Raw genomic sequence first — 22,443 nt, forward strand, 5'->3', positions numbered from 1 at the left:
TTCAGATTTTTTAGCCATTTTTGTTATATGAGTCCGCAAAAGTACCTGCGTTACCTGATGTTGCCATCTTTGTTCGGCACCGACCGAACCAAGGAAATATTGCAGGTAAACCCAACAGTATTGCCACAACGGGAAGAAGCCAAAGAGGTTAAAATTTCGGTTTATGAATACAATGCAGCTACCATTCAGGAATATGGGGTAGAAACGGTGGCAGAATGCCTGCATTGTAAAGACAACGAATACATCAGCTGGATAAACATTGATGGCCTGCGGAAGAATGATGTGGAAACCGTTTGTAACTATTACGGCATTCACCCCCTGGTTATTGAAGATATACTTAGCATTAACCAGCGTCCAAAAATGGATGAGGTGGATGGCATTTTGTTTTGCCTGCTGAATATGCTTTATTTCAACGAGCAGAAAAAAACGGTTGAAGCAGAACAGATCAGCATTGTGCTGGGCAAAAACTTTGTGCTTTCTTTTCAGGAAGATTCCCAACGCGATGTTTTTAACCCGATCAGAACAAAGCTGAAACTCAACAATGTCAAGATCAGGCAACGTGGCGCCGACTACCTTTGTTACTCCCTGCTTGATATGATCGTGGATAATTACTTTATTGTAATGGAAAAACTGAGCGAGCAAATTGAATTAGTAGAAGAAGAGGTGATCCGCAACAGCAATACCCGTTCGCTGGCAAGCATCAATCAACTGCGAAAGGAGCTGATCGTATTAAAAAGGAATTTTGCCCCCGTACGCGACCTGTTGAATGGTATTATACGCAGTGAAAGCGATCTGCTCGAAGACCGGCATACCAAATATTATAAAGATGTATACGATCATATAGTACAGGCCGCTGATCTCAGCGAAAACTACCGCGATGTCATCATGAGTATGCAGGACCTCTATATCAACAATGTGAACCTGAAGATGAACGAGGTAATGAAGGTAATGGCCATTGTGACCTGCCTTATGGCCCCGGCTACTGTCATCGGCGGCATCTTTGGTATGAACTTCGAAGTGATCCCCTACATCCATAATCGTTGGGGATTTTTTTTGGCAGTGGGGTGTATGTTATTGATCCCCCTTTGGATGCTCCGGAATTTCAGGAAAAGAGGTTGGTTTTAACAAGAAAGCCATTCAAATATTACGGGCATGTTGTAAATTCAACAACTCAACAAAACTATTCACATGCCCTCAAATCGCCGCCATTTTTTAAAACAATTGGGTGGACTGGCAGCCGGATTTGGCGCCGTTTCCACCGGCTTATCCTTCATTAATTCACCGCAAACCGGTATGCAAACAAACGTGCATACGTCGGGAACAAACGAAGCCGCCGCTCCATTATTTTTTACTATTTCTTTGGCCCAATGGTCATTGCATAAAAAACTGTTCGCTAAGGAACTCGACAATCTCGATTTTCCGGCAGTGGCAAAAAATACATATGGTATCAGTGTAGTGGAATATGTGAACCAGTTCTTTAAAGACAAGGCAAAAGATGAGAAATACCTGGCCGAGCTACTGAAACGCTGTAATGATAACGGCGTTAAAAATCACCTGATCATGTGCGATGGTGAAGGCGAGCTGGGCGACCTCGACGCCAAAAAAAGAATGCAGGCCGTGGAAAACCATTATAAATGGGTTGATGCGGCCAAATACCTCGGCTGTATAACTATTCGCGTAAATGCATTCGGAACGGGCAGTGCCGAAGAAGTACAAAAAGCTGCCATTGAAAGCCTCTCGAAACTGGGCGAATATGCCGCCAAAACCGGCATCAATGTGATTGTGGAAAATCATGGCGGCTATACTTCCAATGGGGAATGGCTGGCAACGGTAATGAAAAAGGTAAACCGCAAGAATGTAGGCACCCTACCCGATTTTGGAAATTTCTGTCTAAAACGCGAAGGCGGTCAACTGTGGGGCACGCCCTGCATTGAAGAATATGACAAGTATAAAGGTGTTGGCGAAATGATGCCCTTTGCAAAAGGCGTTAGCGCCAAGACCCATGATTTTGATGAACAGGGCAATTGTATTGAAACCGATTATGTGAAAATGCTGAAAGTGGTGAAAGCCGCCGGGTTTAAAGGATACATGGGTATCGAATACGAAGGCGATAAAATAAGTGAAGATGAAGGCATCAAAAAAACTAAAGCCTTGTTGGAACGTGTTGGTGCAACGATAAAGTGATTTAGAGAATGCAGATTTAGAGATTTTGGGATTTGAATATAATCGGAGAGCCCGCAAACTAAAATAGATCTCAAAATCTCTAAATCACAAAATCAGAAATTCCTAATAACTGGTTTCATCGAGCTTTACTTTGCCCTTGAACGTCCAAAATACAAATGAGGTATAAATGCCTACCAATGGCGTACCTATGAGGGCAATGATCAATAATATCTTCATGGTTTTGGGCGATGCCGCCGCATTGTGCACCGTTATACTGTTGGCCGGATTATCTTTCGAATACAATAAATAAGGAAATACTTCCACCGCTACCATTATCAGCAATAAAGAAATAGTGACTGAGGAACTGATAAAGGCATAACGGTATTTTCCAATTTTCAATTGCCGCGGAATATTGGCAATAGATAATACCATCAACACCGGAATGATAAAAGAAGAAGGATGCTCCCTGAAAAAATCACCCAGGTGCGGAATGTATAACAACGTATACAGCGTCGTGATCACAAAGCTCAGCACAAAAAATATGATAAACTGACGGGCAAGAATATACAACTTGGTGTATAACCGGTTCTCGGTTTTCATGGTGAGATAAATAGCGCCATGCATCATGAACAAAGCCAGCGTTGTTATGGCCACCATAATTGAAAAGAAATTAAAGAACGAGAGCCAGTCGCCGCTGAATTCTTTTTGCTCATTTAATGAAATGCCGTAAGCCACATTACCCAGCATGAGGCCAAGTGAGAGAGAGATTATTATTGAAGCCACGCAATACACGATATCCCATGTTTTGCGCCAAAGCAATCCCGGTTCCTTACTTCTGAATTCTATCGCCACACCTCTGAAGATCAGTCCTACCAGGAAGATCATGAACGGCACATAAAAAGCAGAAAAGATCGCTGCATAGGCTACGGGAAAACCGGCAAACAGCGCGCCCCCGCCAATCACCAGCCATACTTCATTTCCATCCCATACGGGGCCAATGGCATTTAATGCAATGCGCCGGCTCAATTCTTTATTCAACAACAGGTGCAAAGCACCAGCGCCCAGGTCGAACCCATCGAGTATCGCATAGCCACTGATAGTTGCGCCAAAAACTAAAAACCACCAAACATTGTAGTCAAGTCCTAAGAAAGTTTCCATTGTGATAATTTATTCAATAATTACAATAGCATGAAATTTTTAGATTTCGGGATTGCGCGATTTTGAGATCTGAATACAGAAGCAAAGACCGAATTAAAGGAAATCCCAAAATCACTACATCTCAAAATCAGAAATTCTACGCGTGGTGGTCCAATATCGGGTTATCGCGCTTGCTGCCTTCCTCTATATCTTCTTTTGTTCCATAGTCAACCGGCCCATGAATAATTTTTTTGTTCAGCAAATACAGGAACAATACAAACAGCAACATATACACCACCATAAACATGATCAATGAAAAAACCACCTGGTTGGCCGTTACTGTTTTCGACAGGGCATCAGATGTTCGAAGCAAACCATACACCACCCAGGGCTGGCGGCCCATTTCAGCAGCGAACCATCCCGTTTGATTGGCGATCTGTGGTCCAAGCACCGCCCACACAAATACCCACATCAACCATCGCTTTTCGAACAGTTTGTTCTTATAATTCAACCATGAGGCATACACCGTTAAGCCGATCATAAATACACCAATGGCTATCATTAGGTGATAGAACTGAAAAATGGTGTTTACCTGTGTGGGCCTTTCTTCGGGCTTAAAAGCATTCAATCCCTTCACCGGTTTATTAAAATCGTATTGCGTAAGAAAGGATAAACCGCCGGGAATTTTTATCCCGGTCGTTTTTTGTTTCTTATTATCTACATAGCCCAGTAAAAACATATCGGCCACCGCCATGGAATCATAATGACCTTCAAGGGCGGCGAGCTTGGCAGGCTGGTATTTATATACTACATCGGCACTGCGGTGCCCAGCCACCAGCTGCAACAGGGAAAAAACAGTACCCGCTATCAGTGCAATGCGGAATGAGCGTTTGGCAATATCGAGGTGCTTACCTTTTAAAATATACCAGGCATTTACACTCAACACTAAAAAAATACCGGCGAGGAACGCGGCAATCCAAACATGAATGAGCCGGTCAACACTCGACGGATTAAAAACCATGGCCCAGAAATCGGTGATCTCGGCGCGGGCCTGCATGCCGCTGCCAACAATATGAAAACCGGCCGGCGTTTGTTGCCAGGAATTGGCTACTACGATCCAGATGGCCGAAAACATGGAACCGAGGAACACCATGATGGTAGAAAAGAAATGCACCCGCGAGCTTACCCGGTTCCAGCCAAAGATCAGTATTCCCAAAAAGCCTGATTCCAGTGCAAATGCAAAAATGCCTTCTGCCGCCAGTGCGCTGCCGAAAATATCGCCCACATATTTTGAGTAGGTGGCCCAGTTGGTGCCAAACTCAAATTCCATAATGATACCGGTAGCTACGCCAATCCCGAATATGAGAGCAAAGATCTTGATCCAGAAACGGGTGATCTGTTCATACATTTTATTGCCCGTTTTCAGGTACATACCTTCAAATACCACCAGCAATAAACCGAGCCCGATACTCAATGGCGGATAGATGTAATGAAAGGCGATCGTAAATGCAAACTGAATCCGTGCTAAGATTTCAACTTCCATGGTCGAACGGTTTTAATTCTTTTAGGCAGGCAGGCTAAAAAAAAGCCTCCCGTTTTATGGCGGGAGGCTTATCGTTAGTTAGTTATTTCTTTTTATAGATCGGTACAGTACTACAAGGTTCACCGTACATGATGGTTTTGGCTACCGGCATCAGTTTCTTCGTGATGGCAAGGTAGGCAAACTCTCCTATAGGTATATCGCCGCAACCTTTTACAACGATCCTTTTCTCGAGGAAAGGTTCTGTATCAATGGCCTCAATGCGTTGTACAAAAAGTTGCTGACGGGCTGTTTTTTCATCGCCGTAAATAATATCCTTTGCCACAGGCTGCAGGTAAGAACCTACCAGCATATACGCCCACATGGGAATAATGGCGTCGGCAGTGCAGGTAACAGCCACTACTTTATTCTGGTAAACACTCCAATCGTTATTTTGCAAAGCAGTGCGGAATTCCTTTTCCTTCAGGATCAGCTCCATGAATAAATGCGGCTTCAGATCGAATACCGCAATTTCATCCGTAGGATAATAGCTTTCCAGGTCAAGGGTGACCAGCTGGCTTTGTGCGACCTTATTTACTATTTCTTCACTCATAATACTCAATTTCACTGAACAGGTACAAAGGTAATACGGAAAAATTTAATCAGTGAATCCCTGTTTGCACTTCCCAAAAAAGAAACGGGGCCAACCGGTATTACCCCGTTGGCCCCGTTAACTTATTATCTATCAACTAGAAGAATTTGATCCTATTGTCTTTTATGTCAGCAGTTTTTTTCAGGATCTCAATAGATCTGTACCCGATCATAGCTCCCATTTGTTGCTGCATTTGCTGTTGCTGTGCTTTAGCATCAAAATTAGGATTGGGGGTTGAAAAAATGTTCTCCACTTTAATTACAAATACGCCGATCTCTCCTTTTATGGGAGTAGAAATTTTTGCCTGGTAATCTTTATTGAAAGATGCACCTAACACCCTCATTTCGGGACCAACATTAGGAATAAATGTGCTGGCGAAAGCAAGACTGTCGGCCCTTCTTACCTGTTGACCGGTAGCCTGGGCTACAGCATCCAGTGTAGCAGCGTTGCCGATCTTTTTGGTAAGTTCTTCAGCTTTCTTAATATTACGGATCTTGTATTCAACCAACGGGCGGGCTTTTTCAACCGACATGGTTCCTTTTTCATAAACACCAGTAACGGCTGGCACCACATATTTATCACCTACCAGGTAAGCATGTTCAGCTACAGAGCCTTTTTTGGCTTCTGTAAATGCCCAGCGAATAATTTCACGTGATTCGCCAAGACCCATGATCATAAAATCAGATTCTTTTACTTCACTGGGGAATTTGTTCAGTTTTTTCTTGGTAGCATTATCATTGAATGCATCGAGCGAGCGGTTTTCTGATGCAAATTGTTGAGCCATACCACTGGCGCCATTTACAGTTTCATCGCTTGGAACGATGGGGCGCGAAAGGTAAGCCAGCTTAAAGGCAGTCTCAATTTTTTTCTGGCTCAGCACTTCTATATAATGGTATCCGCTGTAAGCAGGAGCTTCTACTTTTACCACTTTTTTATCACCGGTATTGCCATAGAAGATGGTTTCAGCAAATTCTTTACTCAGGTTCGAGAACTGCATGGAAGAGAATTCATATTCACCTTTTTTATCCTTGCTGCCAGCGTCATCACTGAATTTAACTACCATGCTGTCGAAGTTGGCGCCACCTTTAATAGCAGCTACAATGCTATCGATCAGTTTATGAGCAACGCTATCGGTTCTTGTTTGACCTTGCTGATCAGCGATCTTTATCAGTATGTGACGGCATTTTACGCTATCGGGCATGCTGCGACGGCCAACCATTTTAGCGAGGGTATAATTAGGACCATCGAGGTAAGGACCAAACACCTGGCCATCGGCCAGTTTGCGAAGTGTATCGGCATTACCCATTTGCATATGGCTGCTCAATACATAACCATCAAAATAAGGTGTTTCGCTTGAGTTGTTTGCCAACAGGGTTTGAATATCGGTAGTAGTGTTGGCAGCAGCCAGTGCCTCTTTTTGTTTAACTAAAGCATCAAATATAGCCAGGCTATCGGGCTGGCTGGGGGCTGCATCAAATGTTACGTACACCAGGCTGCGTTCGTTTTCCTGTTTGTACATTTCCTGGTTCTTATTCACATATTCTTTCACATCTTCATCTGTTATTTTAACAGTAGAATCAGAAATAGAAGAATAAGGAACATTTACATATGATATAGAAGAACGCTGACTGTTCTCGGCATTGCTTTTTTCGAGCAGCCATTTGGGAACGTACATGCTTTTTCCCAGCAGCGAAGTGAATTTTTCTTTCTGACGGCTTTTCATCAGGGAATATTGAAATTCCTGGAAGCTCTCAAATTGAGGCGTTCCTTTTTTCAATGATTTTACCGCCTGGTATGCTGCCCCAGCATTGAAATGACCGGTTGAATCGGTAAACTGCTGTTTCAGCATTTGGGGAGGGTTAGCTCCATATAATATGTCACCTAATTCCTTTTCACCTACACGAATACCTAATTTTTCGTATTCATCACCCATCAACACATCTTCAACAAACTCGTTCCAGAGCGTTTCGCGAATATTATTACGCAATTGATCGTTCACGGGATAATTTTGGGCACGATAGTTTTCTTCGGCCATTTTGTAACGGGTCTCAAAGTCGCGGTAGTCGATATTGGTACCATTCACTTTACCCAGGCTGGTTGAGCTTCCGCTAAACCATCCGCCCCGGCCTCCCTGTCCCATAAAGGCGTCCTGTACAATAAAGGCTATAAGGGCTAATGCAATCGCACCAATGACGATCCACGCTGCTTTGTCGCGGATTTTTTGAATAACTGACATATTATAAGTGTATACCTCTTTTAATAAGGATGGCAAAAATAGGAGAAAAAACTTTATGAACAAACTGTGGAAAACCGCTCAAAACCAGCATCGAGCAAAGGTTTTACAGGGACCCATACATGTGAATAAACCCTTTTATTTAAATATAGGCGTCTATCGTGGAACAGGGCCGTGAAAACAAAGCTAACAGGGGGTACTGTATAACCCTGAAAACATGTGGGTAACCCGGGTTTTTGCCCTTCAGTTTTAGTGGATAGTTGGCCAATAAGATTTACTGAATACTTTTCCCTAGCACCCGGTGTATATAAACCCTTAGTTATTCCACCGCCATTAACAGACTTTTTATATGTTATTATCGTTAAATTTTTCCCGATCCTTTTTATTCCACCGGAGTGGAAAACTGGCTAAAACCTACACCAGTCCTTATTTGTTGTATGTTGAAAGAAAGTGGAAAACCGTGGATAACCAGGTTGTTGTAACTTTACCAAATTTTACGGTCTTCATTTTATCCACGAATCCACAGCCGTAATAATAATAGATTATTTATAAAAAAATAGAATTAATATAAATACTATGGAAGATATCCACGTAGCTAACGCAAAAAAAAATATCGCGAAAGCCGGATTCCTCGACATTGAAATTGACCCCACGCTCGATCTGTTTTCTGAAATTGAACGGTTGAAAAAAGAAAAAAATGCCATCCTGCTCGCGCACTATTACCAGGAGCCCGATATTCAGGATGTGGCCGACTACATTGGGGATAGTTTGGGGCTGGCGCAAAAAGCGGAAAAAACCAACGCGGATATCATCGTTTTTGCCGGCGTGCACTTTATGGCTGAAACTGCGAAGATCCTGAACCCGAACAAAAAAGTGCTGCTGCCCGATCTCAATGCGGGTTGCTCCCTGGCCGACAGCGCCCCGGCCGATCTTTTCAAAAAGTTCAAAGATCAACACCCCGATCACATCGTGATCTCGTACATCAATTGCTCGGCCGAGATCAAAGCACTGAGCGACATCATTGTCACCTCGAGCAATGCCGAAAAGATCGTGGAAAGTGTTCCACCCAACCAGAAGATCATTTTTGCCCCCGACAAAAACCTGGGTGCCTACCTGGTGAAAAAAACGGGCCGCGATATGGTGTTGTGGAATGGCGCCTGCATGGTGCATGAGATATTCAGTCTCGAAAAGATCACGAAATTGAAAATCCGTCACCCGAATGCCAAATTCATCGCACACCCCGAATGCGAAGAGGCCGTTCTGCGCCTGGCCGATTATATCGGTTCCACCACCGGTTTGCTGAAATACACCCAGCAAAACGATGCCACTGAATTTATCGTTGCTACCGAAACGGGCATTTTGCACCAGATGCAAAAAGCTTCGCCCAATAAAACTTTCATCCCCGCTCCACCGAATAACAGCTGCGCTTGTAACGATTGTCCACACATGAAACTCAACACGCTTGAAAAGCTGTACCTGTGCATGGAATACGAAACGCCTGAGATCATCATGGATGAGGAATTGCGCAAAGCTTCCAAAAAGCCAATTGATAGAATGTTGGAAATCAGCGCGAAATATGGATTATAGTGTGGAAAAGTCTGTGAATAACCTATTGAAAAGCCCCAATTTCGTAACAATGGCTGTTAGGTAAGGCGTTTTAGGGCCGAACCATTTTGTTGAATTTGCAATAAAACTATATTTGCTCCATGGCAGAAGACTTGAGCATTGTGCAGGGCACAAAAGAAGAAAAATATAAATCTGTTATTCCCCAAATAAAAGCATTGGTTGAAGGTGAACCTGACCTGGTGGCAAACCTGGCGAATATCGTAGCGGCCCTGATGGAACAGTTCGGTTGGTTGTGGATCGGGTTTTACCTGGTGAAAGAAAACCAGTTGGTGTTGGCGCCATTTCAGGGACCGGTTGCATGTACCCGCATCAGAAAGGGAAAGGGCGTTTGTGGCACCAGTTGGGAAAAAGCCCAAACGATCATAGTGCCTGATGTAGAAAAATTTCCGGGACATATTGCCTGCAGCAGTAAGTCGCGATCCGAAATTGTGGTGCCCATCATTCGTGATGGTAAAGTGATGGGTGTGCTTGATGTAGACAGTGAGGCACTTGCTGCATTCAATGAGATCGATAAACAGTTTCTGGAAGAAATTGTCGATTGCATCATTTTCGAATAGGTACATAAACCCTTCCATATGAAAAGAAGAAAATTCATAGAGCACGCAGCACTGACTTCCTCAGCCGTTCTTTTAGGACAGGCAACTTTAGCAAATTCGAGCAAGGCGGAGAAAAAGGAACTCTATGAATGGCGTGAGTATGAAATTCATTTTGGAAGCAATCAGAATCTGTTGCATGAGTACCTGGAGAAATCCCTGATCCCGGCGCTGAATAAATTCGGGGTTAAAACGGTTGGCGTTTTTAAGGAGATCGGTAAAACCGAGCCGGCAAAAGTTTATGTGCTGATCGTATACCCAACATTTGAAGATTACCTTTCAATAAATGCGAGTGTGCAGCGTGACGAAGATTTTTTAAAGAACAGTACAGCCTGGCGACAGGTGCCGGCCGACAAGCCGGTTTTCAATAGAGTCAATACTTCTTTGTTACTGGCCTTTGATGGAATGCCGGCTATAAAGGTCCCCGCCAAAGAACAACGAATTTTTGAATTGCGCACCTACGAAGGGTACAGTGAAGATGCGGTTCAACGGAAAATTAAGATGTTTAATAAAGAGGAATTCCCCATTTTCTATAGAACAAAGTTGACCCCTGTATTTTTTGGCGAAGTACTTGCCGGACCAAACCTCCCCTGCCTAACGTATATGATCACGTTTAAAAACATGGAAGAGCGTGATAAGAACTGGGCCGCTTTTAGTGCAGATGCTGACTGGAAGAAAGTTTCGGCAGAACCACAATATGCGAACACGGTTTCGAACATTCGAAGAGTATTTTTGGAACCGGTCCCCTATTCGCAGGTTTAAATAAATTGAAAATGAAATTGGCCAATTGCAATCCGGAGATGCAACTGACCAATTATATATTATTAGTAATTATAATTTAATTACCTGCCCATATACACCATCAGGATCTGCACATCGCTTGGATTTACACCACTGATACGACTGGCCTGGCCCAATGTACGGGGTTTTATTCTTTTGAATTTTTGCATGGCTTCGGCTGACAGAGAGACAATTCTATCATAATCGAAATTCTCTGGTATCAGCAGATCTTCGAGCTGGTTCATTCTTTTTACGAGCTCTCTTTCTTTTTCGATATACACATTGTATTTGATCTGGATATCGGCCTGCTCAATAACTTCTTCAGTGAATCCGGTTAACGCCTGTTTTATTTTTGGTAGTCCGGCCATCATACCATCCAATGAAATATTCGGGCGTAACAATAGTTGAATGGCTTTTTGTTTTTGTGGAAGCGGGGCAGAATTATTTTCTGCCAGGAAGGTATCGGCTTCAGCTGGCTCCAGCGATATTTCTTTCAGGATGTCTTTTATTTTTTCAACGCCTTCTTTTTTGCTGATCACTTTGTCCATTCTTTCCTGCGATGCCAATCCGAGCCGGTAACTTAATTCGGTGAGCCGGAGGTCAGCATTATCCTGGCGAAGGATAGTTCTGAATTCTGCGCGGCTGGTGAACATGCGGTAAGGTTCTTCGGTTCCTTTACTTATGAGGTCATCGATGAGAACGCCGATGTAAGCATCGCTTCTTTTTAATATAACCGGGTCCAGTTCTTTTGCTTTTTGATGGGCGTTGATGCCAGCCATCAAACCCTGACAGGCAGCTTCTTCATAACCGGTAGTTCCATTTATTTGACCGGCGAAAAATAGATTACTGATGATTTTTGTTTCGAGCGTGTGATTCAACTGCGTTGGTGGAAAGTAATCGTATTCGATGGCATAGCCGGGACGGAATACGCGTACGTTTTCAAAACCGGGAACAAGTCTCAATGCGGCATACTGAACTTCTTCAGGAAGAGAAGTAGAGAAACCATTTACATAGATCTCGATGGTGTTCCAGCCTTCGGGTTCAATAAAAAGCTGGTGTCTTTCTCTTTCAGCAAAGCGATTGATCTTGTCTTCAATGCTGGGGCAATAGCGGGGACCCGTTCCTTCAATTCTGCCCGCATACATAGGACTCCTGTCGAAGCCTGTTTTTAAAGTATCGTGTACTTTTTGGCTGGTATAGGTGATCCAGCAGCTACGTTGTTCAACAGGTTTTTTGGTATCTGTAAAGGAGAAGCCCACGACTTCATCGTCGCCTTTTTGTTCTTCCATTTTACTATAGTCGAGGCTGCGGCCATCGATGCGGGGTGGCGTTCCGGTTTTAAGGCGGTCACTTTCAAAGCCCAGTTCAACGAGTTGTTCGGTAATACCGGTAGCAGCTTTTTCAGCTACGCGGCCACCGCCGAATTGTTTTTCGCCAATATGAATGATACCATTTAAGAAGGTACCATTAGTTAGCACAACAGATTTTGATTTTATTTCATGACCAAGGCCGGTTACTACTCCACAGGCGCGGCCATCTTTAACGACCAAACCTTTTACCATGTCCTGGTAAAAATCAACATTAGGAGTCTTTTCTAATAGCTCACGCCAGGTAGCGGCAAATAACATGCGGTCACTTTGAGCACGGGGACTCCACATGGCCGGACCTTTTGAAAGGTTAAGCATGCGAAACTGGATCATGCTGAGGTCGGTGACGATGCCTGAGTATCCACCCATGGCATCAATTTCACGTACAATTTGACCTTTGGCAATACCACCCATGGCAGGGTTGCAACTCATTTGAGCAATGGTTTGCATGTTCATGGTTACTAAAAGAACCTTAGACCCAAGGTTAGCGGCAGCAGCGGCGGCTTCACAACCGGCATGACCTGCCCCTACAACTATTACATCGTATTCTGGAAACATGGTGCAAAATTACAAGATGGTAAGCAAGGGGTAAAAAGAGAAAAAGGAGGGGTAAGGGAAAATGGGGATTGAAAGGTGGGTTTTAGGATTGCTTTAGGAAGAATATCGCTTTACTCTTTCCCGCTCCACGCATTCTATAAGTCCAGTACATAACCAACACACCGCTCATTAAACTCCATCAACGTCTAAACTCTCCCTTTCAAGTTATTCTTCATGATTTGTTTGGGTTTTTAAGTTAATCCTGGGTCTGAAATAGCTGGTTCGAATTTGGCTCCTGGGTACTGATCCCCTTCTATTGTTTCAATAGGAAAGCTGATAAATAAATGTTCACCCTTGTGGATTCGAAAGGTAAAAGGAAGTATTGATGTAGAGGGTTAACTCATTTTATAAAATGATAGAAAGGGGGGATAACCTTAACCTGGATGACCCTTAAGAAATTTCCTTTTATGCCAGTTCCATAAAATGTATAGTGAGCATTCTGGTAAACTCTGAAATATTTTTGGGGCACTAAGTGGTTGCTTAAGGAAGGGTTATACCTGGTTGGTCTTATGTTGGATTGGGTTTATTGGTATAGGGAAAGCCTCTGGACCATACTAGTATGCGAGTTTTCTCATTAAGCAGGAATTAGGATATATCTACTAAGGGCCTTCGCCCCATGTTTTTTCAAACTTTCGTATCATGGAGCATAGATATTGGGATCTTAGGGATTGGTACATAATAGGTGCATTTACCATGATTTTTATAGGGTTCAAATGAAGGAAATAGTGAAGGGTCATGCACCAGCTAAGTCAGGGTTGTTTAGATGAGGGTGCTTTTTTTGATAATTGTTTACAAGGACTTATCTGGGTGAATCTGTCTGGTACTGGTTTACTCATTCTTTTAAGGGGTCTATTCTACTGATAATCCAGGTGAAGGGTTCTAATTAGTGGTACCTATTTATGGAATTGACCCGGTAATTCTGTTAGCTATCCTTTTCCTTTTTCTTAAAGGTCTATGGTTATAAATATTTAAAAGTGGGGGACTCCCCTCCTCTTGAATGTCTAAGTTCCCTGGAAGATGGGCCCTTCCAATATTTTAGGGTATCCTGTTTTATTAGTCTACGGACAAAGGATAGTCTTACAAGTTTTGATCTTTCTTCTTCTACCCTCCCAATTAGATTCGTTTGTATAGTTAGTTATTGGGTTTTCTATAAATAGTCTTTCAGATCTGGTATGTTCCTTTTGCGTGGAATGAGGTTTGATGTTCCACGTGGAACCAACTACTCTGTAATTGAGGTATATAAGTGTGGTGATTTCAAGTTTGATTCTAATAGGGATTGATTAGTCCTACCACTAAGGATGTCTTTATTTGTCGATCCTATACAGGGTGAAGATTTAAATCCCCTGTTAAAAGGGGTAACCTCTCATCTCCTTTACCTATTCTTCAAGCTTTTGTTCCTTCCTGGTTTTTCCTTGTAAAGGTTGGTTACCTCCGCTCCTTGTATTAATCTGGGTTCCCCTGCTTTATTTGAAAGGAGTAGAAAGGGGAGAATTAGGGACAAGGTAGAAGGTAGTCCTTTCCTGTTTGAAGAGTTCAATTATCATTTCTTTTGACCAATTGTTCGAGAGTTTGTTCCTTCCTGGTTATTTCTGATAAAGGTTGGTTACCCTCCTTGTAGTTATTCGGATTCTCCCGACTTATATGTAAGGATTAGAAAGGGAAAATAAGGGTAAAGGGAAGATAGTCTCCTGATTGAAAAGCTCAATTATCCTATCCTTGACTCCTTCCTCCAGCTTTTGCTCCTCTCAGGATATTCCTGTAAAGTGCGGTTACCTCCTTGTTGTAAAACCGGATTCTCCGGCCTTATTTGTAAGGAGTAGAAAGGGAAAATAAGGTAAGATATTCCCTTCCTGTTTGAAGAGTTCTATTATCCTATCCTTCGACCTATCCTTCAACCTTTCTGGTCCTTCCAGGATATTCCTCTTAAAGCTTAGCTACCTCCTTGTTGTAATCCAGGTTCTCGAGCCTTATTTTTAAGGTTTAGAAAGGGATGATTAGGGGTAGGTGGAAGATAGTCTTCTGATTGAAAAGTTCAATTATCCTGTCTTTGACCCATTCTTCCAGCTTTTGATCCTCCCAGGATATGCCTGGTAAAGGTTAGTTATCTCCTTGTAGTAATGCCAGAGTTCCCCCGTATTTATACAGATTTGTAATGGAGGATAAGGGGTAAGGTAGAAGATAGTCCTCGCTGATTGAGTAGGCTCTCTGATATAGTAGGTTTAAAAGGACTCTTTTAACTTGGAATGTTCCCGATAAAGTTTGCTTTATCCTTGTTATAGTTCCCGATTACCCAGCCTTCCCTTTCAAAGGATTAGTGAAAGACCACATGCACAAGGCTTAAAGGGTTATCCTATTTGAAAGATTTGCCTGTAGTTGTAAGGTCATTATGGACCTTTTTTATTCCAGTGTATGTGCCTGGTAAAGGTCATCTTGTTCCACTATGGTATAACCTTTGGGTTCCCTACCCTCCCTTTATGGGTTTAGTAAGGTTATGGGTTGAAGGTTTCTACCCATTTCTTGTAAGGCACCGTTTTCCCTTAAACTTGTATTTACTAATAGAGCTTGTATCTAAAGGAAGCCCTTTATAAAGGTTGGTTTCTACTTTATATACAATTTGGTATTTCCTGGCTCACCTTGGATGGGAGAAACAAAGGCTTAGAGTATTTATTGTTGATTTATCCCTGACTTTTACGGTTCACTTAGGCGCCTTCCTCGATGTTCATTATAGACTTTTTATCTCCAGGATATTGCTGGTAGGTATTCTTTCCCTTTAGTTACCCTGCCCCTTTGGCCTTATCTGTATGGATAAGAGGGTGAGGCTTAAGGATAGGATTTTAGAGGTTTTCAGTTTGAAAGGATTTATGAAATCTTAGGACCATAGCTCTTTTGTTGAGGAAGGGAGTTTCTGGTAAGGTGGGATTCTTTACCAGGATTTTATATAAGGTCGTTGAACGAACTCGGGGTCTGTTTAAATAGATTCTTCATAGATGATCAGAACTTAGAGTTTGACTATCACTTCAGGTATTTAGTCTCTTTAGTTAGCAGGTAATATCAAAGATTGGGTAATAAGTATAGTTAGTTAAGGTTATTTCAATTCAAGACTCCTTAATAGTTCGGTTCTTTTCTCCTCAGGTCGGGAAGACTGATGTTTGTTTTGAACCCCTGGAAATTGCTTGTCCTAAGGGTATTCAGGAACCTTAGAATAGTTAAGTTTTTAGGAGGGTTGGCAAGAGCAGAAGGTGAGTTCAGGGGAACTAACTTGATCATTTATTTAAGGCGGGAAACAGGAAAAGGGAGTTCCAATCATATAGTCGGAACTCCTATTTACTTTGGCCAAGGTCAGTTCTTACCAAAGGGGACACTTTGTTCTTCTGTAATGAAGTAAGTAAGGATAATAAGGTGCTGATAATCTTGGTTCCACGTGGAACATCTTATTTAGCTTTAGATAAGTAGTAGTGTAGATATTTATCCTCGGCTTTTCGCATCAGGACCTGGTCCTTTTGAGTTTTGTCTTTATAACCACATAAATGCAGGGCTCCATGAAAGATCACTCTTAATAATTCCTGTTTAAAGGATACTTCATAATTCTGGGCATTATCCTTTACCCGGTCAACACTTATATATATTTCCCCGATCACAGCCTTTGGGTTGTTACTAAGATCGAACGTAATGATATCTGTATAATAGTTGTGCTGTAGATGTTGTTTATTGATCTCCAAAAGGTATTCGTCTGAACAGAATATGTACTGAAGTTGTTCCAATTTGGTCTTCTCCTTCTTAAATAGATCCCGGATTACTTCTTTAGCCAGCGTTCGTTGGGTAAAAGAAACAGGTAATAAAAAGTGAAACTGAATGGGGGGAGTTGATTTATTATTATGCATTTTTCGAAATTCGTAACAGTCTTTAAATAATACAAAGCTACATTTGTTGACTATTGAATTATGAAACGATTATCAGAAATAGGAACAGGAACCGTTGCCCGCATACTTTCTTTTGAAAACAACGACCTGTTTCTGAAACTAATGGAAATGGGTTGTGTGCCGGGTGAATTGGTTAAGGTAGAACAAATTGCTCCCCTGGGCGATCCCATCTCAATAACTGTGGCAGGCTATAACCTCAGCTTAAGATTGAATGAAGCCGATAACATTTTTGTAGAAGAACTGGGAATAAGATAAACACTTCCCGGTTCTTTTTTACTCTCCTCCTTAACTCCGTTGGGTTCCTCTATCATCCTTCCCCAGGAATATTGAACCGGACATTTAAAGTCAAAAACTTGACTGCATGCCGCTGCCATTAGGGTATATCCCTTGCCTATTCCATTATATAACTCACTTACTTTATAACATTACTTGCTTACGCTGAATCATTGCTTGCTAACAATGCATCATTAGTAACTGACTTCGTATCATTACTCCGCGACTTTGGTCTATAGCTCCGCGACTTGTGTTTATAAATTCGTGACTTCTCAGTCAAAGTCAGTGACTTTTGTCCAAAGGTCTGCTACCTATCATTCAAAGTTGTTGACCAATGCACCATTGTTAGTGAGCAACATATCAATCTCAGTGAGCAATGCACCAATGTTAACGAGTAACAAATCAATATTAGTGAGCAACTCATCAATGTCAGCGAGCAATGCACCAGTGTTTGCGAGTAACGCATCGATGTTAGTGAGCAATGCATCATTGTTGGTGAGTAATGCACCATTGTAAGCTACTTACATTGCAAAGTCAGCGACTTATGCTCCAGAGTCAGGTAGCTGTTATTCAATGTCGCCGAACTATACTGCATTGTCGCCGGGTAATGCATCATTGTTTGCGAGTAATACACAATTGCTCCCAGGTAATGCACCATTGTAAGTTACCAACGCCGCATAATTAATCATTGGCGATCCACAGTTGATCACCTGAACTGTAGATTGCAATTCCTGTCCTCCTACTTTCAAAAATCCTTCAACCCACTCATCCTCACTATCTTTGAATCTGTTTCTTTGCAGAAATTATTCGTCACCGGACGCTGTTAATTCAGGAACTTTAAAAGCTGGAATTACAAAGCCAATGGTAAGAACCTGGCCAACTCATTCAATAAGCAGCTGGCCAAAAGCACAATTATTATTTACAGATGAAAATCGGATTATACTTTGGGTCGTTCAATCCTATTCACCATGGTCATTTGATCATTGCCAATTACATGTTGCAGAACTCTGATCTTGATCAAATATGGCTGGTGGTGTCACCGCAAAATCCATTCAAACAATCGGGCAGTTTGTTGAATTCTTACGACCGGCTCAACCTGGTGCAGCTGGCCATCGAAACGGAACCGAAATTAAAAGCCAGCGATATTGAATTTCGTTTACCGCAACCATCCTATACCGTGAATACACTGGCCTATTTGCATGAAAAATATCCTACGCATCAGTTCGCTATCATTATGGGCAGCGACAGTTTTGAAAACCTTTCCAAATGGAAAAACTATGAATTCATTCTGCAGCATTGCCCTATTTACGTATACCGGCGGCCCGGCCACGAAGTGATCAATAATTTTTCGCAGGGCAGTATAACCATCATGGATGCGCCCCTGCTGCAAATTTCAGCTACGCATATTCGCAACAATATCAGGCATGGGAAATCGATCCGGTATCTGGTGCCAGACAAAGTGCTACAGGAAATAGAGAGAAACGGGTACTATCGCTAACGGATGAACGTAGTTAGTTTACTTTTACCGCACCCCTGAAATTGCCAGCCCATATTGGCTTTCAACAACGCCCTGGGTGTTGATCTGCGTTTATTGATCGCGGAAGTTGCAGCGCCTGCATCAACATTTCGCACTATGGGTTTTGGCTGTGTACTATCGCCAAAAAATACAGGCTGAGGTTATCCCGGGCGGGCGCCGGTACTGCCACAAAACTGCCCGTTTACCTTTTATATTTGTGCGTTCGCTGGCTACCAATGAGGGTTGCAGTAATTTGCCGGTTGCAACCGATCCCACTTCCGGCTACCGTGGAACTATAAACCCGTTGTTGATCATCACTTTATTAGAAGTTGATTAAAATCACCTTTCCCTTTCACTATTTACTGAATCTTTGTGCTCAAGTAATAATTCCATCCGCTATCTAACAACCAGAGCAAAGAGAAAATAATGAACCTTTTCATATTATGAAAATAATTACTGTATTTTCACTGTTATTATTCCTCGGTTCTTCCTTATGGGCCCAACCCGTTGATCACCGGTTGCAAAAACAGCTCAGCGACCTTGTGAAAGATCTGCATGGCGATATTGGGGTGTATGTAAAAAATCTGCGTACGGGAAAAAGTGCGATGGTCAATGCAGATTCAATATTTCCTACCGCCAGCATGGTGAAGGTCACGATCCTGATCGGTATTCAGGATAAGATTGAAAAAGGTCAGCTTGAATACCATCAACCGCTGGAATATAAGGACTCCCTGTTTTATGCGGGGGAAGATATTCTGGGGTCATTTAAAAACGGGGAAAAAATAGGATTGAACAAGGTCATGATGCTGATGCTTACCACCAGCGACAATACTGCCAGTTTGTGGTTGCAAAGTTTGGCTGGAACGGGCACACGCATCAATGAAATTCTCGACTCCCTGGGATTGGTTCATACCCGGGTGAATTCAAGAACACCGGGCCGGGAAGCCAACCGCCAGCAATACGGATGGGCACAAACCACACCGCGCGAAATGGGTACGCTGATGGAAAAAATCTATCGCGGTGAGGTGATCAGCAAAAGCTCCAGCGAAAAAATGATTAGGTTGTTGGGAAGAAATTATAATGATGAACAAGCGATCGCGGAAATTCCGCCGTACATATTTGTGGCATCTAAAAATGGTTGTGTAAATGCATCGCGCAGTGAAATATTGCTGGTGATGGCGCCGCATGGTCCGTACATTTTTTCGGTTCAAACCAAAAACCTGCAGGACCAAAGTTGGGGTAACTCAAATGAGGCCTGGGTACTTACCCGGAAACTCTCGGCCTTGTGCTGGAATTATTTTGAGCCCCGATCGCGCTGGAAACCATGATTATAAGACGTCGAAATGTTGCACATTACCTAACTTGTGCCCTTTAGGTTGAATTGAACGAATGGGAATGATTATTCTGCGCCATATACCTTTCTTGAAAGCTGTCTTTATTCATAGTATTTCTGCCTTTGGCGGACCGCAAGGGCATTTTGGTATGGTGATGAAAACTTTTGTTCATCGCCGGCATGATGTTACCGAACAGGAACTGCTTGAGTATAATTCTTTTTGCCAGCTGTTGCCCGGCGCTTCTTCTACCCAGGTATTAACGCTCATCGGTTATAAACGCGGCGGTATTCCGCTCGCCATTTTAACCCTGATGATCTGGATTGCGCCGGCCTGTATTTTGATGGGCGCCTTTTCTTTCCTGCTGCAATTTTTCGATAGTCAGTCAATGGGCAATGGCATCTTCAAATTCATTCAACCCATGGCCGTGGGCTTTCTGGCTTTTGCCGCAACGCGGTCTTTCAAACTAGCCATACATAATAATATTACCCGGGTGATAATGATAGTGAGTACCATCACTACTTATTTCCTGTTTAAATCGCCGTGGATATTTCCGGTGTTGCTGGTGATCGGCGGATTTGTCACTAACCTGAGTGATAAACGCATTCCCGAAAAAGCGCAACCCGTTAAACAAATAAAATGGGGAAATATCTGGCTGTTCGCGATCATCTTTTTAGTAGCCGGGGTTGTCAGTGAATTGGCCCGTAAGAACGACTGGCCCAATCGCCGCCCGTTGAACCTGTTCGAAAATACCTATCGTTTCGGCAGCCTGGTATTTGGCGGCGGACAGGTATTGATACCCATGATGTATGAGCAATATGTTGAGCGCCCCAAGTCGCCGGTGGTTATCAGAAAAAACCTGAATAAAAAAGGAAGCGTTATCAGTATTGAGCGAAACGATTTTTATACCGGCGCCGGAGTTGTTAGGGCCATCCCCGGTCCTGTATTTTCCATTGCATCATTTATGGGTGGAATGGCGATGAAAGACAAAGGCACTGGCTGGCAAATATTGGGTTGTGTTATTGGGTCCATTGCTATTTTTTTACCCAGCGCCCTGCTGGTACTTTTCTTTTTTCCCATTTGGTATAATCTGCAACGATATGTAATTGTATACCGCGCTATGGAAGGCATCAATGCCGTGGTAGTTGGCATTATGGTAGCCGGCACCATTTATATGATGCGCGATATTTCTGTGATCGGTTTTCATACTGTTAGTTTAGTAAATATTGGTGTTATAGCGGGCACCTGGCTGTTGCTTACATTTACCCGCATTCCTTCTCCTCTTATTGTATTGATCTGCCTTTTGCTCGGATGGGCGTTTCAGATATAGCGCCAAACGCCTGATTGGGCCTGCAACACATTTGGTTTTATGTAATTTTTGGGCAGAATTATAAAATTGCTATTCCCGCTCAATTTTAGTAAATTACGATAGAGCTATTTGAATGTATGAGACGCCTATTACTATATTGCTTCTTGCTTATTGTAAGTCCGGGGGCATTGTATGCGCAGAAAGTACTTTCCATAAAATTAGATGCTACTATAAATCCCGCCACCGCCGACTTCATTCATCGCGCTATTGACATTGCACAAAAAGAACGGTCATCCTGTTTACTGATCCATTTGAATACACCTGGTGGATTATTAAAAAGTACGCGGGTTATTGTAGGCGATATACTCGAGTCGCCGGTTCCCATCATTGTATATGTTTCGCCCGGTGGTGCGCATGCCGGCTCGGCCGGTGTATTTATAACTATGGCTGCGCATATTGCAGCCATGGCGCCCGGTACAAATATTGGCGCGGCGCATCCCGTAACTACACAGGGCGAAATGGATACCATCATGAGTGCAAAAGCTACCAACGATGCTATGGCGTTCATCAGGTCAATTGCCGCCAAACGCGGGCGCAATGCGGAATGGGGCGCACAGGCCGTTAGTAACAGTGTGTCACTCACTGAATCTGAAGCGCTGCAAAATAATGTCATCAATTTGATCGCATCAAATGAACAGGAATTGCTGAACAGTATCGATGGCAAAAGCATCCCCGTTAGCACAGGCACCGTTGTGCTGCATACAAAAAATGCAACAGTGACAACACTCGATATGGGCTGGGGTGAAAAAATGCTGAACATTCTCAGCGATCCCAATGTAGCGTATATATTGTTTATGCTGGGACTGTATGGATTGATCTTTGAACTCTATAGTCCCGGCGCTATTTTCCCCGGAATTATCGGCGGCATTAGTATCATTCTTGCCCTGTACACCATGCATACCTTACCGGTAAATTATGCCGGCCTCGCGCTGATCGTTTTTGGCGTAATACTCTTTTTGCTCGAAATAAAAATTGTAAGTCATGGCCTGCTGGCTATCGGTGGAGTTATTTCTTTATTGCTGGGTTCCCTGATGTTGATAAGAACCGATGAAACCTGGGCAATGGCCAGTTTGTCGTTGAGTGTGATCATAACAGCCGTAGCTGTTTCATCGCTGTTCTTCCTGTTCGTAATAAGCATGGGAATAAAAGCCCAGCGGGCAAAGCCGGCCATCGGGCTCGAAGCCATGGTGGGGGAAATTGGCCAGTCGTTAAGTGAATTGAATCCCGTTGGCACGGTGCGCATGCATGGGGAGATCTGGAAAGCCATCTCATCGACGGGGCTTATTCCAGAAGGGAAGAAAGTGGTCGTGACCGGATTTTTAAATCTTACCCTGCAGGTTGAACCATATATAGAGCCCTCAGTATAA

The 22,443-nt window shown here is 43.0% G+C and carries 16 protein-coding genes; 10 read left to right on the forward strand and 6 right to left on the reverse strand.

Annotation, left to right across the window (positions count from 1 at the left end; all coding sequences use genetic code 11):
* Positions 1 to 27 precede the first annotated feature (27 nt).
* Both corA and A3860_RS02820 read left to right on the forward strand, forming a co-directional pair.
* Positions 28 to 1,125, forward strand: a complete 1,098-nt coding sequence (corA, locus tag A3860_RS02815) for a magnesium/cobalt transporter CorA (RefSeq protein WP_081145163.1) — start codon at positions 28 to 30, stop codon at positions 1,123 to 1,125.
* 63 nt (positions 1,126 to 1,188) lie between these two features.
* On the forward strand, positions 1,189 to 2,184 hold the full coding sequence (locus A3860_RS02820; RefSeq protein ID WP_081145000.1) for a sugar phosphate isomerase/epimerase family protein: 996 nt from the start codon (positions 1,189 to 1,191) through the stop codon (positions 2,182 to 2,184).
* A gap of 102 nt (positions 2,185 to 2,286) precedes the next feature.
* On the opposite strand, the gene cydB is transcribed toward A3860_RS02820, so the two are convergent.
* The 4 genes from cydB to A3860_RS02840 all read right to left on the reverse strand — a co-directional run bounded on the left by cydB (position 2,287) and on the right by A3860_RS02840 (position 7,707).
* Positions 2,287 to 3,321 carry a cytochrome d ubiquinol oxidase subunit II gene (gene cydB, locus A3860_RS02825; protein ID WP_081145001.1) on the reverse strand — a complete coding sequence of 345 codons (1,035 nt, stop codon included), beginning with the start codon at positions 3,319 to 3,321 and terminating at the stop codon, positions 2,287 to 2,289.
* A 136-nt stretch (positions 3,322 to 3,457) separates the two neighbouring features.
* Positions 3,458 to 4,843 carry a cytochrome ubiquinol oxidase subunit I gene (locus tag A3860_RS02830; protein WP_081145002.1) on the reverse strand — a complete coding sequence of 462 codons (1,386 nt, stop codon included), beginning with the start codon at positions 4,841 to 4,843 and terminating at the stop codon, positions 3,458 to 3,460.
* Between the two features lie 82 nt (positions 4,844 to 4,925).
* Positions 4,926 to 5,432 carry a DUF2480 family protein gene (locus A3860_RS02835; RefSeq protein ID WP_081145003.1) on the reverse strand — a complete coding sequence of 169 codons (507 nt, stop codon included), beginning with the start codon at positions 5,430 to 5,432 and terminating at the stop codon, positions 4,926 to 4,928.
* A gap of 136 nt (positions 5,433 to 5,568) precedes the next feature.
* Positions 5,569 to 7,707 carry a peptidylprolyl isomerase gene (locus A3860_RS02840; RefSeq protein WP_081145004.1) on the reverse strand — a complete coding sequence of 713 codons (2,139 nt, stop codon included), beginning with the start codon at positions 7,705 to 7,707 and terminating at the stop codon, positions 5,569 to 5,571.
* A gap of 573 nt (positions 7,708 to 8,280) precedes the next feature.
* Here A3860_RS02840 and nadA point away from each other — a divergent pair.
* The 3 genes from nadA to A3860_RS02860 all read left to right on the forward strand — a co-directional run bounded on the left by nadA (position 8,281) and on the right by A3860_RS02860 (position 10,685).
* Entirely contained in the window at positions 8,281 to 9,291 is a 1,011-nt protein-coding gene (gene nadA / locus A3860_RS02850; RefSeq protein WP_081145006.1) for a quinolinate synthase NadA, read from the forward strand.
* Between the two features lie 119 nt (positions 9,292 to 9,410).
* On the forward strand, positions 9,411 to 9,887 hold the full coding sequence (locus A3860_RS02855) for a GAF domain-containing protein (protein ID WP_081145007.1): 477 nt from the start codon (positions 9,411 to 9,413) through the stop codon (positions 9,885 to 9,887).
* A gap of 18 nt (positions 9,888 to 9,905) precedes the next feature.
* Positions 9,906 to 10,685, forward strand: a complete 780-nt coding sequence (locus tag A3860_RS02860; RefSeq protein WP_081145008.1) for an NIPSNAP family protein — start codon at positions 9,906 to 9,908, stop codon at positions 10,683 to 10,685.
* An 80-nt stretch (positions 10,686 to 10,765) separates the two neighbouring features.
* On the opposite strand, the gene mnmG is transcribed toward A3860_RS02860, so the two are convergent.
* Both mnmG and ybeY read right to left on the reverse strand, forming a co-directional pair.
* Complete coding sequence (mnmG, locus tag A3860_RS02865) at positions 10,766 to 12,628, reverse strand: tRNA uridine-5-carboxymethylaminomethyl(34) synthesis enzyme MnmG (RefSeq protein WP_081145009.1); 1,863 nt, start codon at positions 12,626 to 12,628, stop codon at positions 10,766 to 10,768.
* 3,470 nt (positions 12,629 to 16,098) lie between these two features.
* The gene (gene ybeY, locus A3860_RS02875; protein WP_081145011.1) at positions 16,099 to 16,548 is read right to left on the reverse strand and encodes an rRNA maturation RNase YbeY; all 450 of its coding nucleotides are present in this window, start codon (positions 16,546 to 16,548) and stop codon (positions 16,099 to 16,101) included.
* Between the two features lie 60 nt (positions 16,549 to 16,608).
* On the opposite strand from ybeY, the gene A3860_RS02880 reads away from it, so the two are divergent.
* The 5 genes from A3860_RS02880 (at position 16,609) to A3860_RS02905 (ending at position 22,443) form a co-directional block, all read left to right on the forward strand.
* Positions 16,609 to 16,842, forward strand: a complete 234-nt coding sequence (locus A3860_RS02880; protein WP_081145012.1) for a FeoA family protein — start codon at positions 16,609 to 16,611, stop codon at positions 16,840 to 16,842.
* A 943-nt stretch (positions 16,843 to 17,785) separates the two neighbouring features.
* Positions 17,786 to 18,358: a nicotinate (nicotinamide) nucleotide adenylyltransferase gene (gene nadD, locus A3860_RS02885; protein ID WP_081145013.1), complete on the forward strand. Its 573-nt coding sequence runs from the start codon at positions 17,786 to 17,788 to the stop codon at positions 18,356 to 18,358.
* A gap of 461 nt (positions 18,359 to 18,819) precedes the next feature.
* Positions 18,820 to 19,704 (forward strand): serine hydrolase, encoded by an 885-nt coding sequence (locus tag A3860_RS02895; RefSeq protein ID WP_143773917.1) that lies wholly within the window; start codon positions 18,820 to 18,822, stop codon positions 19,702 to 19,704.
* Between the two features lie 94 nt (positions 19,705 to 19,798).
* A complete protein-coding gene (locus A3860_RS02900) occupies positions 19,799 to 21,037 on the forward strand; it encodes a chromate transporter (protein ID WP_245843460.1) in 1,239 nt (412 codons plus the stop codon).
* A gap of 116 nt (positions 21,038 to 21,153) precedes the next feature.
* Complete coding sequence (locus tag A3860_RS02905) at positions 21,154 to 22,443, forward strand: NfeD family protein (RefSeq protein ID WP_081145017.1); 1,290 nt, start codon at positions 21,154 to 21,156, stop codon at positions 22,441 to 22,443.

The organism is Niastella vici (assembly GCF_002077945.1).
GTDB lineage: Bacteria > Bacteroidota > Bacteroidia > Chitinophagales > Chitinophagaceae > Niastella > Niastella vici.

Bases quoted from the DNA above. Each gene is read 5' to 3' on its own strand.
- corA (WP_081145163.1), top strand. From the start codon at position 28: ATGAGTCCGCAAAAGTACCTGCGTTACCTGATGTTGCCATCTTTGTTC.
- A3860_RS02820 (WP_081145000.1), top strand. From the start codon at position 1,189: ATGCCCTCAAATCGCCGCCATTTTTTAAAACAATTGGGTGGACTGGCA.
- cydB (WP_081145001.1), bottom strand. From the start codon at position 3,321: ATGGAAACTTTCTTAGGACTTGACTACAATGTTTGGTGGTTTTTAGTT.
- A3860_RS02830 (WP_081145002.1), bottom strand. From the start codon at position 4,843: ATGGAAGTTGAAATCTTAGCACGGATTCAGTTTGCATTTACGATCGCC.
- A3860_RS02835 (WP_081145003.1), bottom strand. From the start codon at position 5,432: ATGAGTGAAGAAATAGTAAATAAGGTCGCACAAAGCCAGCTGGTCACC.
- A3860_RS02840 (WP_081145004.1), bottom strand. From the start codon at position 7,707: ATGTCAGTTATTCAAAAAATCCGCGACAAAGCAGCGTGGATCGTCATT.
- nadA (WP_081145006.1), top strand. From the start codon at position 8,281: ATGGAAGATATCCACGTAGCTAACGCAAAAAAAAATATCGCGAAAGCC.
- A3860_RS02855 (WP_081145007.1), top strand. From the start codon at position 9,411: ATGGCAGAAGACTTGAGCATTGTGCAGGGCACAAAAGAAGAAAAATAT.
- A3860_RS02860 (WP_081145008.1), top strand. From the start codon at position 9,906: ATGAAAAGAAGAAAATTCATAGAGCACGCAGCACTGACTTCCTCAGCC.
- mnmG (WP_081145009.1), bottom strand. From the start codon at position 12,628: ATGTTTCCAGAATACGATGTAATAGTTGTAGGGGCAGGTCATGCCGGT.
- ybeY (WP_081145011.1), bottom strand. From the start codon at position 16,548: ATGCATAATAATAAATCAACTCCCCCCATTCAGTTTCACTTTTTATTA.
- A3860_RS02880 (WP_081145012.1), top strand. From the start codon at position 16,609: ATGAAACGATTATCAGAAATAGGAACAGGAACCGTTGCCCGCATACTT.
- nadD (WP_081145013.1), top strand. From the start codon at position 17,786: ATGAAAATCGGATTATACTTTGGGTCGTTCAATCCTATTCACCATGGT.
- A3860_RS02895 (WP_143773917.1), top strand. From the start codon at position 18,820: ATGAAAATAATTACTGTATTTTCACTGTTATTATTCCTCGGTTCTTCC.
- A3860_RS02905 (WP_081145017.1), top strand. From the start codon at position 21,154: ATGAGACGCCTATTACTATATTGCTTCTTGCTTATTGTAAGTCCGGGG.